The sequence below is a fragment of the Pseudoalteromonas sp. R3 genome (assembly GCF_004014715.1).
In the GTDB taxonomy this organism is placed as follows: domain Bacteria; phylum Pseudomonadota; class Gammaproteobacteria; order Enterobacterales; family Alteromonadaceae; genus Pseudoalteromonas.
This window is the reverse complement of record NZ_CP034835.1, coordinates 3,553,584-3,569,380: the sequence shown is the minus strand read 5'-3', so window position 1 is coordinate 3,569,380 and position 15,797 is coordinate 3,553,584. Positions and strand designations below refer to the sequence as shown.

Annotated in this window: 13 protein-coding genes; 6 read left to right on the top strand and 7 right to left on the bottom strand. The window is 47.3% G+C overall.

The features are described from left to right. The first annotated feature begins 108 nt into the window (after positions 1-108). Positions 109-2,178 (top strand): S9 family peptidase, encoded by a 2,070-nt coding sequence (locus tag ELR70_RS20790; protein WP_235577108.1) that lies wholly within the window; start codon positions 109-111, stop codon positions 2,176-2,178. Between the two features lie 243 nt (positions 2,179-2,421). Here ELR70_RS20790 and ELR70_RS20785 read toward each other — a convergent pair whose 3' ends face one another. From ELR70_RS20785 to ELR70_RS25750, 3 genes are all read right to left on the bottom strand, one after another. Beyond that, positions 2,422-3,312, bottom strand: a complete 891-nt coding sequence (locus ELR70_RS20785) for a DUF2306 domain-containing protein (RefSeq protein WP_054015891.1) — start codon at positions 3,310-3,312, stop codon at positions 2,422-2,424. Positions 3,313-3,650: 338 nt separating this feature from the next. Further along, positions 3,651-4,073 carry an acyltransferase family protein gene (locus tag ELR70_RS25755; protein WP_277749871.1) on the bottom strand — a complete coding sequence of 141 codons (423 nt, stop codon included), beginning with the start codon at positions 4,071-4,073 and terminating at the stop codon, positions 3,651-3,653. Between the two features lie 38 nt (positions 4,074-4,111). After that, on the bottom strand, positions 4,112-4,831 hold the full coding sequence (locus ELR70_RS25750) for an acyltransferase family protein (RefSeq protein WP_277749870.1): 720 nt from the start codon (positions 4,829-4,831) through the stop codon (positions 4,112-4,114). Positions 4,832-5,118: 287 nt separating this feature from the next. Here ELR70_RS25750 and ELR70_RS24965 point away from each other — a divergent pair, with 287 nt between their 5' ends. Beyond that, entirely contained in the window at positions 5,119-5,268 is a 150-nt protein-coding gene (locus ELR70_RS24965; RefSeq protein ID WP_160317387.1) for a hypothetical protein, read from the top strand. Positions 5,269-5,461: 193 nt separating this feature from the next. On the opposite strand, the gene ELR70_RS20775 is transcribed toward ELR70_RS24965, so the two are convergent. Continuing rightward, positions 5,462-5,986, bottom strand: coding sequence for a cytochrome b/b6 domain-containing protein (locus ELR70_RS20775; RefSeq protein ID WP_054015889.1), 525 nt, complete (start codon positions 5,984-5,986; stop codon positions 5,462-5,464). Positions 5,987-6,289: 303 nt separating this feature from the next. On the opposite strand from ELR70_RS20775, the gene ELR70_RS20770 reads away from it, so the two are divergent. From ELR70_RS20770 to ELR70_RS20760, 3 genes are all read left to right on the top strand, one after another. Next, positions 6,290-8,164 carry a monovalent cation:proton antiporter-2 (CPA2) family protein gene (locus tag ELR70_RS20770; RefSeq protein WP_054015888.1) on the top strand — a complete coding sequence of 625 codons (1,875 nt, stop codon included), beginning with the start codon at positions 6,290-6,292 and terminating at the stop codon, positions 8,162-8,164. Positions 8,165-8,247: 83 nt separating this feature from the next. Beyond that, on the top strand, positions 8,248-8,496 hold the full coding sequence (locus tag ELR70_RS20765; RefSeq protein ID WP_054015887.1) for a hypothetical protein: 249 nt from the start codon (positions 8,248-8,250) through the stop codon (positions 8,494-8,496). 123 nt (positions 8,497-8,619) lie between these two features. Then, positions 8,620-9,705, top strand: coding sequence for a hypothetical protein (locus ELR70_RS20760; RefSeq protein WP_054015886.1), 1,086 nt, complete (start codon positions 8,620-8,622; stop codon positions 9,703-9,705). On the opposite strand, the gene ELR70_RS20755 is transcribed toward ELR70_RS20760, so the two are convergent. The 3 genes from ELR70_RS20755 to chrA form a co-directional block, all read right to left on the bottom strand. Further along, positions 9,702-12,422 carry a methyl-accepting chemotaxis protein gene (locus ELR70_RS20755; protein ID WP_054015885.1) on the bottom strand — a complete coding sequence of 907 codons (2,721 nt, stop codon included), beginning with the start codon at positions 12,420-12,422 and terminating at the stop codon, positions 9,702-9,704. The genes ELR70_RS20760 and ELR70_RS20755 overlap by 4 nt on opposite strands. Positions 12,423-12,548: 126 nt before the next feature. Continuing rightward, a complete protein-coding gene (locus tag ELR70_RS20750) occupies positions 12,549-13,382 on the bottom strand; it encodes a mechanosensitive ion channel domain-containing protein (protein ID WP_054015884.1) in 834 nt (277 codons plus the stop codon). A gap of 155 nt (positions 13,383-13,537) precedes the next feature. Then, complete coding sequence (chrA, locus tag ELR70_RS20745) at positions 13,538-14,686, bottom strand: chromate efflux transporter (protein ID WP_054015883.1); 1,149 nt, start codon at positions 14,684-14,686, stop codon at positions 13,538-13,540. A 107-nt stretch (positions 14,687-14,793) separates the two neighbouring features. On the opposite strand from chrA, the gene ELR70_RS20740 reads away from it, so the two are divergent. Beyond that, positions 14,794-15,738: a LysR family transcriptional regulator gene (locus ELR70_RS20740; RefSeq protein WP_054015882.1), complete on the top strand. Its 945-nt coding sequence runs from the start codon at positions 14,794-14,796 to the stop codon at positions 15,736-15,738. Positions 15,739-15,797: the final 59 nt, after the last annotated feature.

Genomic DNA, 15,797 nt, shown 5'->3' with positions numbered 1-15,797 from the left:
AAGAATCATATCACACAGAAACTAATTTCTGAAAAAAGAAAATAAATTATCGTTTTACAATAATAAAAAATCGTGTAATGATGTTTTTCAACAAGCAGAAGGAGTGACATGATGAAGAACAAAAACAAATTAACCAGGCTGACGCTAAGTGTTGCACTGAGCACCATACTAGGTACAACGGCGGTGTTGTCAGGCTGTACGCTGAGCGACAAGCAGCCGCTTACTCAGTCAGAGTCGGTTCAGCATGTGTCGGCATTTGTGGATGTTGAGAGTTTATTCAGTACTAGTGAGAAAAAGTCGATATCGATGTCAAAGGATGGCAAATGGATCGCATTTCTGAAAATGCACAACGGCGCACATAACCTGTTTGTGGTTGCTGCCGATGAGCCTGATATGGCACCTGTGCCAGTCACCAATCTTACAGACTCAGTTGATAGCTTTATCTGGTCTGCCAATCACAACGAAATTATTTTTTCTAAAGATCACCAGGGCAACGAAAATAGTCAGATTTATAAACTGGCGCTGAACGATAAGACGCTGACGGCCAGTACCATGACCCGGCTCACCCACGATGACAAAGTTGATTACAATCTGCTGGGGCAATCGGAGCAGGATGCAAATGTGCTCGTTATTGCAGCGAATCACCTTACACCGGAGCGGATCGATTATTTTCATCTGAGCGTGGATACAGGCAAGCTGATCCAAACGCAGACTAACAGTGTGAGCCTGTTCGAGGCGCAGTTGAGTAAATCTGGCCAGGTAGCTTTAGGATTGGCGCTTAATGCGGACAATTCCAGAAGTATGTACAGGTACACTGATGGACGCTGGCTTAAGGTGATGACAACTGAGCCGGGCGAGATACTGGAGCTCATCAGTTTTGATGAACAAACCAATACCGCTTTTGTGGCGGGTAGTATCGAAGGTCGTGATAAGCAGGAACTCATTAAAGTGGACCTGGCGAGTAAATCTATTGAAACGGTGCACCTTGATCCAGAAAATAGCTCTGACCTGCATCACGTTGTGTTTGATGAGCAAGGGCAACCACTGATTGTATCTTACTATGGCGGTAAACTGCGTAATTACCCACTGACAGACACAGCGGCTGACGCTCTGAAAAAAATACAAAATCGCTTCTCTCAGGAGATTGAAGTAAAAGTAGATAAAATTAATCACAAGGAAGACCAGTGGCTACTGACGGTGTCATTTGCCGACCAGCCAGATCAAAAATATGCTTATTACCCGGCTCAGGATAAGCTGACAGGTATGTTGAATGAAGCGCCCGGATTTGATCCTGCTCTTCTGGGAGACAGAAAGTCGATTACCTACACGGCATCTGATGGGGTTGAAATCCAAGCCTATCTGACCTTACCTAAGAATTTAGATAAGAATCTGCCAACCATAGTCCTGCCGCATGGCGGACCTTGGGCGAGAGATCAGTGGGGCTACAGTAGCGGCTATTTTGTACCCGTAGCCCATTATTTTGCGAATCGCGGCTATGCCGTACTGCAGCCTAATTTTCGCGGTTCACTCGGGTTTGGTAAGCGTTTTGTTCAGCTTGGTGAGAAAAACTGGGGTACCGGCACCATGCAGCATGACCTGACAGATGGCGTGAATTATCTGATAGAGCAGGGCATCGCAGACAAACAGCGCGTTGGTATTATGGGGGCTTCGTATGGTGGGTATGCTGCGCTGGCTGGTGCGACGTTTACGCCAGATGTATATAAAGCCGTGATTTCTTATGTTGGTCCATCCAGCCTGGTGACTTTGATGGAATCTTTCCCTGCGCATTACCGCCCCTATCTGGGGACCTGGTATGTTTCAGTGGGAGACCCGGAGGTAGCTAAGGACAGAGCCGATATGCAATCGCGCTCGCCGATTAACTTTGTCGACCAAATCAAAGCGCCTCTGATGCTGGTGCAAGGTGCAAATGACCCTCGAGTTACCCAGGTTGAGTCGGATAACATCGCCAGAGCACTGGCTGTTAAAAACCACCCTGTTGAGTATATTCTCGCTAAAGATGAGGGCCATGGGTTTATGAAGCAAAGCAATAAACTGGCGTCGATTGTGGCGATGGAGCGATTTTTTGCCAAACACTTAGGTGGTGGTAGTTCGAACAAGGTAGACCCGGCCATTAGCGCACATTTAGACACACTGCGTGTAGACATCACAAAGCTGTAGTGGCAGTTACACCGCATTAATAAAGATCAAACAGGGCGATTTAATCGCCCTGTTTTTTGTGATCTTGCAAGCAATCGAAATTATACCAATTTACTTAATTAAGTATTCTATTTTGAGGCGAGAAAATATCGTCGATAACCAGGCAAAAATTTCGCTATTTAGTTGCTCTAAATGAGAAATTTTTAACGCCGTTAGCGGCATATTTGCTCCTTCAAATTGAATAGGTATTAAGTGAAATTGGTATTACATCGAGATGGGGCCTTCAGACATAACAGAGAGCAGAAAAGGCGTATAGCCCATGATGCCGATTAGCATAAGCAGGGTAAGCACACATAAGGTTATACTGACTGCCAGTTTTACCCGCGGGTTTCGGCTTGACTGAGCATAAAAGAAAAGCTGTGCCGTCAATAGTGGGATCAAAAAGCAGCCAAAAGTCCACATTGTGAAGAAGGGATCGCCAAATGCGGGGTTAAGACCCAATGTGGTGCCTGTGATCAGGTAACTGAATACACCCACTCTCAGAAACCATTGCGCATTTGAAACAAGAAACAAACAGATAGCCCACTTTCTGTGACTTGCAATGTCTTTTTTTATTGCACTGTGTACCGTTAAGTAGGCGAACCCCAGGATCAATGACCCATTAATGCTGGTACCTATGTCGCCTAATTGGATAGGGTTGGTGTCTCTGAACCACACCAGATAATATCCTGAGAGTGCCAGTAAGATGACGGTGAACAGATAAACGTAGCCATTGATTCTATGGAAACTTGGAAAGCGGCTGCGCATTTTGGGAAGAAGTTGAAACACGCCACCAAACGCCACGATGCCAGCGCCGATTGCGTGGGCGGCAAATGCCAGGTTACCCGCAAAGTCTCCGGCATGATAGGGGGTAGCACCCATCACCTCCCAGCGATTCCAGATCTCCATATTGTCATTGATCACCGAAAATCCATAAAACTTGATAATGTAGTAAAAGAAGAACCACTGCCCGAGTAGTACGGATATAAACCAGAATATAACACTGTAACTGAGTGTTTTGCCTGCGGTCTTTATTGGCAGAGGCTGGCGAGGTTTTGCGCTGACTGTTTCTTTTATCGCTTCTGGTCCTGAAGCATTTTCAAGTGTTTTGTCCATTATAATGTCCCCATAATTGTGAATGTGCTCGCCAGTGTGGCGGCAGGGGGAGGTTCTGTCGTTCGAATGGGCCTTTTAGAACCTAATTTATAAGGCAGGGTACAAGACAGCGGGCGCTTAAAATGATGCTCGGTAGGCGCGAAGCCGTTTGGGAAAACAGCTTTAAAAGAAGGCAGAGCGTATCAAAATAAAAATTATAACTATATTAATCAATTGATTATTGTATGGTTTGGCGTGTTTTTTCTGACAGCAGGTAGCACATCATCTACCTGCTTTTACATCGTTTAAATAAATTGCTTAGTGTACGTCGCCCAGGTGTCAGTTAACCGGGTTTATAGTTATGAAACTGGCGTAGCTTGTTGCTGAGAGCGGGCTGTTTTAACCCTTTTTCCGTTGAGCAAAACACCTATCAAAGTGTGTCTGACCAGTAGCTGGTAGCTCAGCAGACCAAGGGCTATGGTCGCAGACACGGCGACGAGCATTTTAAGCAAGGGCGACAAAGTGGTATTACTCAGTGGGAACTGAATATACATTAGCACAGGTACATGGATCAGGTAGATCCAGTAAGAGGCGTCTGACACATACTTGTTTAACTGGCTGAATTGGTTGAGCCATTTATAGCCTGCCAAAAAGGCAACACCAGTCCAGGTCACAATGGCAATCGACTGAGCGATAACAACCTTGATATCTATATGTTCAGGTGTTGTTACTCCAGTGTTGGCCGCGCGAATAACGGCTTCTAATGAGGGGGAAGGTGGCATGAGATAAAAATAAGGCACTAATGACAGACACGCTATTATCAGCAAGGACTAAAGTATCGGGCATACTGCTGTACCCGAATATGATGGTGGTAAAGTCCGCCACCGACCAAGAAGAGCGCGCCGTAAAAACCATAGGACCAAAGCTCTGGGTAGAGTTTATCGGGAGCCGGGAATGGCACCAGCTGATGATATAGAGCAATCGTAAGTAAAATGGGCAACACTACCAGCAAAAAAACCGGACGTACAATGACAGCTAATATTGATTGGTACAAACTGGTGTGCTTTTGCAACAGCCAAAATAGCATACAGAACTGGGTCAGATTCCATAAAAACCATAAATGCATGGTTGAGATAATCGGCTCTTTCACAGACTGAAAAACCGTAAACAGGGCTGGTTTTTCGTGAGCAATTTCAGCTCCCCAGCCAAGCGCGTGGAACAGTACCAGCATGGTCAGAGGAAAAAACACCACAAATGGCAGCAATACGCGTTTAAGGCGATTAATAATAAAGCCATTGCCACCGCGTTTACTGATAAGCAGGGCTGCACAAAACCCGGCGATGACAAAAAACAGTGGCATTCTGAATAAGTGTGACCAGATAGCAAAGTAGTCAAAAGCAACATGGTTTGTCGGATCGGCGGTAAACCAGATATTTGAAAAGTAAGGGCCATAGGCCAGCGCAGCGTGAAACACGACACCCAGTAACAAAGCCAGACTACGCAGGTTGTCTATATAATGAAAACGAGGAGATGATTGCATAACGTTTATCCTTAAAAACTGCAACTTTGCACAGATTATCACCAAATGTCTTGAGAGAACAACTATATAGGAACAGAGTGTGTTTGAGAGTTTTGCTATGGACTGGAGAAGTAGAAGAGGTTTGTTTTATTTGTGTGAGCTGTGTTGTTTTTTTGTATTTACGGTGTTAGTTTTGTCTGTGTTGATTTCTAACAAGAAATTGACAGGCTTATCCATCAGCGAGTAATTCTTCGGATGGTTAGATATAAACACAAAACAACAATGATCAAGTGTAGAAAGGAATGACCATGAAATTAAAAATCAAAAAAAATAGCATCAAAAACCTGTCTAAAACTAAAGACCAGCTAAATCAAGAGCAAACTGCGCAAATCGCGGGCGGCTATTTAAGTCAGGCCTGGTATGGTAGTTGTGGTCCTTTATCTTGTATCCAAAAATAATACTTAGCTCCGTCTAAGTAAATTGGCTCATTTACCTGCATTAGATGAGCCATCTTGCAGAAAAGTTGCTGCATCTTGTGTTTTCTGTGACTTCCCGACATTTTGATTCTATCACCTTTCACCAATGTAAATCCGTTGCTTTACCAGTCTGCCGGGTATGCGGCGCCTGTAAATATGCACTATCGTGATTAGTTCACAACATTCTTTGTAATATTGCTCGGCCTGCGAGCTGGTGCTTTATCACCGCCGCAATATGCACAGTGACCAAAAACAGCAATAGAACATTGCTGATCACATGTAGCCGGGCGAATAAGGCTAACAGGCTCGTGTTGCTGAGCAAAGGCGGCACAGTAAACAGGCCAAACACGCAGAACGAATGCTGCATCATCAATACTCCAGAGCACATCACAATAGTCGTGAGTAAGTAAATGAACTTATGTGCTGCACAGGCAAGCTTTGCCTGGTGTTGATTGAGCTGTTCGAGCTGGGCTGGTAGCGTGCAGGTAATTCTATGCACCAGGCGCCAGAGGAAGAGCGGAAAATAGACGAAGGTCAAAGAGACGTTGAAAGTACTGAGTGTTTTTTTGGTTGTGCTGTCGACTTCAAATAAAGCCATGTAAAAACCAGAAAGCATCGCCCACAGTATCACGCAGGCTGAGATCCAGTGAAGCGCACGTGCTGTGCGGTCGAATTTATCTATTGAAGCTGTATACGTCATTTTAGCAGTCCTTTTTTTACTCACGCTACGCTGTAGAGAGTTAAAACACGGTTAAATACTGCGGCACTGTCCCTGACAGCTTGGTTGTCTAAACCGGTTGTTTGTCTGTGTGGCAATAACATCATCTAGACACTTGCCTGAGTCGGCATACTTACCCATTTCGTACTAAAGTTTAGAAGGTCACTGCGCGAAATTGAGATGCCTGAATATGAAAAAAAATAAAGTGCTAACTGTTATCGGATCAACGCCTTGTATCATACTCTATGCCTACAAGACTGCTGTAAAATTAGCAGGAGGCCACGCATGACTGGTTATTTTATACAGGCCTTTATTTATCTGGCAGCCGCGGTCATTATGGTGCCGCTGGCAAAAAAACTGGGGCTGGGCTCGGTGCTGGGTTATCTCATTGCGGGTGTGATTATTGGCCCTGTGTCTGGCATGGTGGGCGAAGAAACCATAACAATTCAGCATTTCGCTGAGTTTGGAGTGGTTATGATGTTGTTTCTGGTTGGACTGGAACTGCACCCTCAGATGCTCTGGCAAATGCGGCACCGATTGCTGGGCTTAGGCGGGTTGCAGGTAACCGCCAGCGCTGTACTTTTGGCGGCCATTGCCTTTTTACTGGGCCAGCCTGTGAGCGTTGCCGTGGCAATTGGCCTGGTATTCTCTTTGTCATCTACGGCCATTGTATTGCAAACATTTAATGAAAAGGGTCTGACTAAGACCGAAGGCGGGCACAATGCCTTTTCAGTGTTGTTAATGCAAGACATTGCCGTGATCCCCATACTGGCATTCATTCCGGTTCTGGCACTGCCTGAGTTGGTAAGTGCTGCACAGACGATGCAAACCACAGTTCAGCACCATGAGTCGTTGAGTCTGGTGGCTGGATTACCAACCTGGGCCTATGCCGGTGCTATTTTTGCCAGCATAGCAGGAGTTGTGGTGATTGGGCATTACCTGAGTCGTCCCTTGTTTCATTATGTTGCCAACTCAGGGTTACGGGAAATTTTTGTTGCAACTGCCTTGTTGCTTGTCATTGGTATTGCTGCTTTGATGAGCCTGGTGGGGTTATCTCCGGCATTAGGCACCTTTTTGGCAGGTGTGGTACTGGCCAACAGTGAATTTCGTCATGAGCTGGAATCAAATATTGAGCCCTTCAAAGGCTTACTGCTGGGGCTGTTTTTCATTACAGTTGGGGCGGGTATTAACTTTGCTGTATTGTCTGAGCACCTGCTTCTGATCATCACACTCACGCTTACGGTGATGTTGGTCAAAGCCGGTGTCCTGTGGGCGCTGGCAATGCTGTTTAAAATCCATAACAGTGATCGCTGGTTATTTGCACTGAGTTTGTCTCAGGCTGGCGAGTTTGGTTTTGTACTTTTGAGTTATGCATTGCAAAACCATGTTATTCCGGCCGCGACTGTGAGCTTGCTACAACTCGTTGTGGCCTTATCCATGTTCTTGACTCCCGTACTTTTTATTCTCTACGACAAAGTCATATTACCGCGCTATCAGCAGAGAACAAATCAGCAGGCATATGATGATATCCAGGAGCAGGGTCAGGTGATTATCGCGGGGATTGGCCGGTTTGGTCAGATTGTAAACCGATTACTGATCGCCAACGGCGTACATACAGTGGTCATGGATCTCGATGTGAATCAGGTTGAGTCAATGCGTCGGATACAGGTCAAAGCCTATTTTGGAGATGCGACACGGCCTGAGCTATTGCACACCGCCGGCATTGAGCAGGCTGCGTTACTGGTTGTGGCTATAGATGATCGGGAAAGTGCCAGGGCACTGGTGCATGCAGTTAAGCAAAACCACCCGGGAGTAACCATACTGGCCAGGGCGTTTGACAGGGGTCACCATTATGAATTAAAGCACGCCGGTGCCGATGTGATAGTCAGTGAGACGTACCATTCAGCATTGGACCTGGGGGCGAGGGCATTGACTTGTCTTGGTTTTGAGCCCGCGCTTGCCGAGCAGAAAAAGCAGGCCTTCTGGGAAACCGAAAAAGCAGCTTCAGAGCAACTCTATGATACCTGGCAACATGGCAGTGAAGGGCAGCAGTACGACCACGATTATCGTAAGCTTTTTATCCAGACTGAAGAGGCTATTAAACAAGCCATGAAATCAGACATAGCTGATGAACTGGGGCACGCGGGTAAAAAGCAATGAGCAGGAACATCAGTCCCAATACTGGCGCAGACAGTGGCAGAGCTGATATGCTACGCGCTTTTAGCGACAACTGAGTACAAGACATGATTGACGACAAAGAACTGATCAGCACGCTGGATGAATTGGAAGCCTTTTTGAGGTTGGTGGAAAGTGGTGGTCTGGGCCTGACTAATGCCGCAGGTGTGGCACTGGCGACCAACAATAGCAATGGTCGGCCGTTTGTGGCAGTGCTGGATGACAATCATCAGCTGATCCTCGGCCGCTGGGTCACTCAGGACGTGTTTGACAATGGTAAAGACCTGGTACGTCAGGGGCCGAAAAAAAGCCACTAAAATTCTGTAGGTCAGGTGCATCGTGTTGCTGTGACTTGTTTGCATCTGACAAGCCCTTCTGGCCAGGGGATATCGTCTGCAAAGGCCAGCCACGCTAAGCAGACTCGAAAAAAGGAAAGTCAGATGCAGGTTTCTTCGCAAGAGTTAGCCAAAGTCGAGCAACGGCTAGACAAACAAAACGCACTGGTCGCGGCTGTCGCCGGTGGATTATGGGTGTTCCCCATCTTATGTGCCTGGTTTGGTGCGTTTACGCTGAATGCCGATTTTGGCCCACTAATGCTGGTGGTCAGTGGCATACTCATTGGATTAGTCACCCGATTACACGGTCGTGGTTATCAGAAAGTCTTTGGAGTCATCGCCTTTATACTTCATGCCTGGCTGGCTTTTCTGGCTTTGGCATTGGATTTAATCGTCAGTAACGATACCTGGTTGATGGTGCTTGGGATTTTGTATGTTATTGGTGTTTGGTCAAGTGTGTTTCTGGCGCGTAAAAAGGTGCCATTTTCCGAACACAGAGCATTTTTTGAATTGGCCGAAAAGCAGCAGCATGCCAGCCGAAAAAAGCTGAAAAACCGGTGGTTTATTGCCTTACCCGCTTTACTGGTTTCGTCTTTGGCTGCGAGTTGGTTGGCCATTTACGGTATTGCGATGGCTGAGCAGCTATTGCAGGAAAAGGAAATATTTGAGAAGCAGCAGTTACAAGCTCAGCGTTCTGCGAAAAGTGAAATTGATGTCTCACCTGAGGGCATTAAAGCGCTGTCAACCAGGCAAGCATTACACTATGCGTATGCCTATTTCAGTGGCTACCGAATAGATGAGTTTGGTAGAAATAAAGGCCAATTTGTGCACTCCGAATTTAAGGCAAAAACCATACTGCGCCATCTTACGGAGCAAAGAAATGACCCTCGTGCCTTATTTATCCTTGGTGTTATCAACGGTGGCAGCCAGGGGAGTAAGCAAGTTGAGCAGGCCGCAGAGCGCCAGGATGATTATGCCAAGCTGTTTAAAACGATAGAATTTGGCTGTCGATATGATAAGACTCAGGCACTGATGCTGATCAATGGCTTATCTCAACTGACGGATGAATCCCCCATACTGGCAGAGATAGACAGCATTCGTAGCTACGGCTTTGAGCCTGTTTGTGACGAACTCAATACGGGTAAATTTGAGTATAGTTTTATTCGCGAATACCAACCGAGCAGCCGCTAAGATAAGCGGCTCTCATCCAGATGGAAAAATGCGACCTGATCGGTCAGTACTCGTGCCTGGTTCTCCATGGTTTTACCTGACTTGGAGGTAGTCTCCACCAAAGAGACATTTTGCTGGGTAATGCCATCCATTTGCGCAATGGTTGAACATACTGCGGCGATACCGGATGCTTGCTCTTTACTGGCGTCGTCAATGTTGGCGACCATATCGCTGACCTGCGCAATTGACTCGGTCAATTCATCGAAAGTTGTACCAGACTCGTAAACCAGTTTACTGCCTTCACTCACAGCGTCGACACTGTTTTTGATAAGTGTTTTGATCTCTTTGGCTGCGCTGGCACTGCGTTGTGCCAGGTTACGCACTTCACTGGCCACGACAGCAAACCCTCTGCCTGCTTCACCCGCTCTGGCAGCCTCAACGGATGCATTCAGTGCCAGCAGGTTGGTCTGAAAGGCAATTTCATCAATCACGCCGACGATATCGGAGATTTTTCGGCTGTAGTCTTCGATATTGCCAACAGCACTGATGGCATCCTCAATGGTGTGCTTACCACTAACCGCTTTTTCACGGACAACCGTTGCCCGTTCAGAGGCTGTGGTTGCGCTGATCGCATTGTTTTTTACGGTTGCCGTAAGTTGTTCCATGGTAGCTGCGGTTTCCTCCAGGCTGGCAGCCTGACTTTCAACACGGCTATTGAGCTCTTCATTATTGCTGGCTATTTGTCTGGCGATGTCAAACACTTGCGCTGCACCGTTGTTAATTGTCTGCACCAGATCACTGAGTTTATCAAACAGTCCATTCATCGCTTTGGTAAGGACAGAGAAATCTTCTCCCAGATCTGCTGTGATACGGTGGGTTAAATCGCCTTGCTCAAGGGCAAAAATCGCATTTTTGATATACTCTACAGCTTGCTTTTGAGCCGTGATATCCGTGGCATATTTAACGACTTTTACCGGGCGACCATGCTGATCCAGTATCGGATTATAGGTTGCCTGTATCCAGACCTCTGTACCATCTTTGGCAATTCGCATGTACTGTCCTGAGTCAAACTCACCACGATTGAGCTGCGCCCAGAACCGCTGATATTCGTCACTTTGTGCCTGTTCTGCAGTGGCAAACATGCGGTGGTGTTGGCCTTTTACCTCGTCGAGTGTATACCCCATGGTGGTTAAAAACAGGTCATTGGCCCAGACAATAGTACCGTCCATATCAAATTCAATTACCGCCTGAGATTTATGAATAGCTTGTACTTGCCCCTCCAGATCTGCCGCTATCTGTTTCTGACGTGTGATATCCATGGCGTATTTGACAACTTTTAGTGGATTCCCCTCATCGTCACGGATAAGGTTGTACGTTGCGCTGATCCAGATTGGTTTGGCATGTTTACCAAGTCGAAAAAACTCACCAGACTGAAAATGGCCGTTTTTAAGGTCAGCCCAAAATTGCTGATACTCCTCGCTTTGCGCATATCCGGGTTCAACAAACAGTCGGTGGTGTTGCCCGATGATCTCTTCCTTTTGGTAACCCATCGCTTCTAGAAAGTTGTCATTGGCGTCTATAATAGTGCCATCTAACTCGAATTGGATCACCGCCTGGGAGCGATTTATGGCATCTATCTGGCCCTGTGCCTCAAAGGCCCTGAGCTTGTCTGCGGTGATGTCTGAAGCGAACTTCATGATTTTCCAGAGCCGGCCATTTTCATCGTAGAGTGGGGTATAATGTGCCTGGATCCAGACGGGGTCGCCGTGCTTATTTATCCGTTTAAATTCTCCTGACTGTAGCTCGCCCCGTCCCAACGCCTGCCAAAAGGCTGTGTACTCGTCACTGGCAGCATTTGCCGCTGTGACAAACATACGGTGGTGCTGCCCTTGGATCTCTGCCAACTGATAGCCCATTACATCGAGAAAATTCTGGTTTGCGGTTACTATGGTGCCATCCAGGGTAAATTCAATAACGGCCTGTGCTTGGCGTATCCCGTCAATTTGACTGCTCAAATTGTTCAAGGTTTGGCGCTGTTTTGAAACATCGCTGGCACACAACAGAACTTTCGATATACGTTGCTGGCTGTTTGCCACGGGAATGAGCTTAGCATGTAACCAGGCGAACGTTTGCTCACCAATTTGCCATTTAAGATCACATTCAATAGATTCGCCCGCACAAAGTGCTTCCCAGTGGGTTTCATCAAGCTGTTTGTTGACTACAAACTGTTGATAATGCTCATTAACCAAATGCTGTTTTGGGGTCCTTACCAGGTTTGAAAAACGCTCATTGGCATTGAGAATGGTGCCCCTCAGGTCCAGCTCTGCCAGGGCTTGTGCGTCTGACAGTGCCTGAGTGGTTAAAGTGCTGTCTATCAAAGGCTGATACTGTGTCGTCACATCCTGAAGCACGGCAAAGGACTGTGCGTTGTCTGCCAAGCAAAATTGCACTGAGACGTTGTACAGAGACCCTTCGGTATTATGCATGCTACAAATCAGGGCAGTATGTTGATGAGGGCTTCTTAGTGCATCACAAAGTGCCTGATAGTCGCTTTGATGATTACACAGGGCCGCAAGCGTTTTAGGGACCGCGCTGTTTGCAAAGGCCAGCATCGCTCTGAAAGCCTGGCTGGTGGCGAGTATATTGCCCTGCTCGTCGAGCTTTAGCCAAGCTAATGTTTGCGGTAAGGTGATTTGTGGTTTCGAAGTGTTTGCTTTAGTAAAGCCGAAGAGCGCCATGTTACATCCCAGTATGTTGTCATTTACCTATAAAACTATAGACAAGGAATAACAGGGCAACAAAGTTTGACGGTTAGTTTGCGTTTGCATAGGGCTGCATTAGGCATGCTGCCCATTGCATAAGCCTCAGGCGTTGCTTTCGTTAACCAGAATAACTTTACGGTGTGGGAAGGGGATCTCGATGTTGGCTTCATCGAGTGCTTTTTTCACCTGCTCAGGCACGGAATAAAGCACATCAAAGTAATGTGCTCCTTCGCAAAATGGTCTGACCAAAAAGTCGACAGAGCTATTGTTGAGTGACTCCACTTCAACAAAAGGTGCGGGTTCCGATAAAATATGAGGATGAGCCTGTAACACGGATTGGATCACGGCTCTGGCATCATCAATACTCTCACTGTATGCAATGCCAAACCGCATATCGACACCACGGATAGCGTGATGGGAATGATTAACAATTTTGCTGCCCCAAATATGACTGTTCGGGATCACTATCTGCTGATTGTCAAAGGTCTGCAATATTGTAGTAAACATATCAATTTCAGTCACTTTACCAAACTGACCTGCGGTGTCGATAAAGTCATTGACCTTGTAGGGGCGAAAAATGAGCAGCATGACGCCCGCTGCAAGGTTAGATAAAGTGCCCTGCAGCGCCAGTCCTACCGCAAGCCCGGCGGCACCAAGCAAAGCAATGATCGACGCGGTTTGTACGCCAAACCGGTTAAGCACTGCGATGCCGACAAAGGCCAGCACAGTGTATTTGGCAACACTGCCAAAGAATTTAAATAAAGTATCATCCAGTTTGTCGTAGCGATTCGCAACAGACACCACGGCTTTATAAGCTTTGCCCGCCAGCCAGATGCCAATGATCAGAATGAACAATGCCAGTACTAAATTAGTCGCCCAGTCAACGGCCACAGGTAAATATTGATTGATATCGATGTGTCCAAGAAAGCTGTCCATAGACCAACCTCGGTATTAGAATTTAATGAATCGCCTTTGTGCGCTTAAAAGCTAGTTGCTGACCCGAGATTGTTCAACCTGAATGGGATTGGATTGCAAAGAATTAGAGTACTTTCTGTAGTTGGGTGATTTGGATACCACCCAACTACGCAGTACTAGACCAGCCCCATCGTCACACCAGCCAGTATAAAAGCGAGCACCAGCCAGACAATATGCAGCTTCAGTTGCTTTAACAGGTAAAAACCCACAAGAATCAAGGTTATGTCCTGTGCTGACTGTACTGCGCTGGTAAAGACCGGCTGATAGAGGGCAGCCACCAACAGGCCAACCACGGCGGCATTAACGCCACTCAATGCGCCGGCAATGGCAGGGCGTGAGGACAGTAATTGCCAGTTTTTAAGCACGCCCAGCAATAATAAAAAGCCAGGCAGAAATACGGCCAAAGTTGCCAGCAGCGCACCTGTAACTGGGTTTGCTGGCATGAGTGCATAGCCGAGGTAAGTTGCAAATGTGAACATCGGGCCGGGAACCGCCTGAGCGGCGGCATAGCCTGTTAAAAACGCATCCTGACTGAGGCCGTCACCAAGGATATTTTGCAGCAATGGTAACACCACATGACCGCCACCAAACACCAAGCTACCAGCCTGATAAAAGTCATTGAACAGGGCGACAGACGGGGTCAGGTGAGCAATAAAAGGCAGGCCTGTAAATAAGCCAACGAATATCGCTAAAGGCAGCCAATTTGCCTTAAAACGTGAACCGGGGGGCGTCGTTTGGGGGGTCCCTTTCAGGCAGAGCATACCAACCAGAGCCGCCAGGAGCAGCACGCCCATTTGAGTCATAATTCCCGGCAGCAGTAACAGGGCGATTGCCGTGATCAGACACAGGCTGACTGTGAGCGTACTTTTGCAAAAGTTTTTATACATTCCCCAGGCTGCATCGGCAACGACCACAACAGCCAGCAGTTTCAGACCATGCACCAGGTTCTGAAACACATCCGTGTCAGTGACATGGCTGGCCATCAGGGCAAGGAGCACCATGATAATGACCGAAGGTAAAGTGAAACCCACGAAGGCCGCACAGGCGCCTCCCAGACCACCGCGTTTGTAGCCAAGCGCAAAGCCGACCTGACTTGAGCCCGGGCCGGGTAAGAACTGGCTCAATGCGACCAGCTGAGCATAGTCGGCATCATTCAGCCACTTAAGCTTCTCCACAAAGGTTTGGCGAAAATAGCCAATGTGTGCAGCCGGGCCACCAAAGCTTATCCAGCCGAGTAAAAAGAAGGTTTTAAAAATAGCGAACATAGTAATGTGTGCTTTGTTATCAGGACTGCCGATAGAGTAAAAAATGACGTAGAATGATTCAAATTAATAGTTTTGATTCAGACTATGAACTATATAGGATTGGAAGTATGAGCTTCAATGATGTGCCATGGCGCCAGATAGATCTCAATTTACTGGTCGCATTTGCCTATTTATATCGTTGTCGTAGTGTCAGTCAGGCGGCCGAGCAAAATTGTGTGAGCCAGTCGGCAATGAGCCACAGCCTGGCAAGACTGAGACGCTTGTTTGATGACGAGCTGTTTGAGCGCAAAGGACATGTCATGGAGCCCACCGAATATGCCCACCAGATCGCCCCTGCTCTGGAGCAACTGCTGGATACTCTGTCTGAGACGTTGCTCAATAAAGCTCAGTTTGTGCCGCAAAAGTATGAGGGGGTTTGTCGCATCGGCCTGACTGATTATGCTGAACTAAACTTTGCGCCTGTGATTTACGATCGCATTCGTGCAGAGGCACCTGAAGCGCAGATCAGTTTTGTTAACGTCAATCGCAGCAACTACATTACCCTGACCGAGAAAGAGAAACTGGATCTGGTTATTGGCAGCATTACTGAGCCAGACGAGTCTTTTGACAACCTTATCTTGTACACTGAGCGTCATGTCTGTCTGGTGGACCCCGCACAGTTTGCGACACAAATACCTCTGGATCTGGCGGCCTTCGCTGAGACTGAGCATGCCCTGGTCAGTCCGGATGGGCGTTTAACCACTCAGGTGGACCAGTTGCTGGCCAGAGCGGGATTAACCCGCCGGGTAACTGTGGCGAGTCGTAATTTTCTGACGATACAACGCTTGCTCAGACAGCGCCGCCTGATTGCCATCGTGCCATTAAAAATGGCGCAACTGGCATGTGAAGATGCAGGCCTGAGGTACTTTGATCCACCATTGCCAGTACCGGACTTCGATATTGCTATGTTATGGCTTAAGAAACGTCAGCTGGATGACAAAAGCGTCTGGCTCAGGGGATTAATAGGGAATGTACTGGCAGAGCCGACTGTGGGTGATCGCACTGGAAAGTAAGCGGGCTGTGGCTAGTACATAATAACTAAAGTGGCTATGGCGCGAGTCCATAGCCTGGT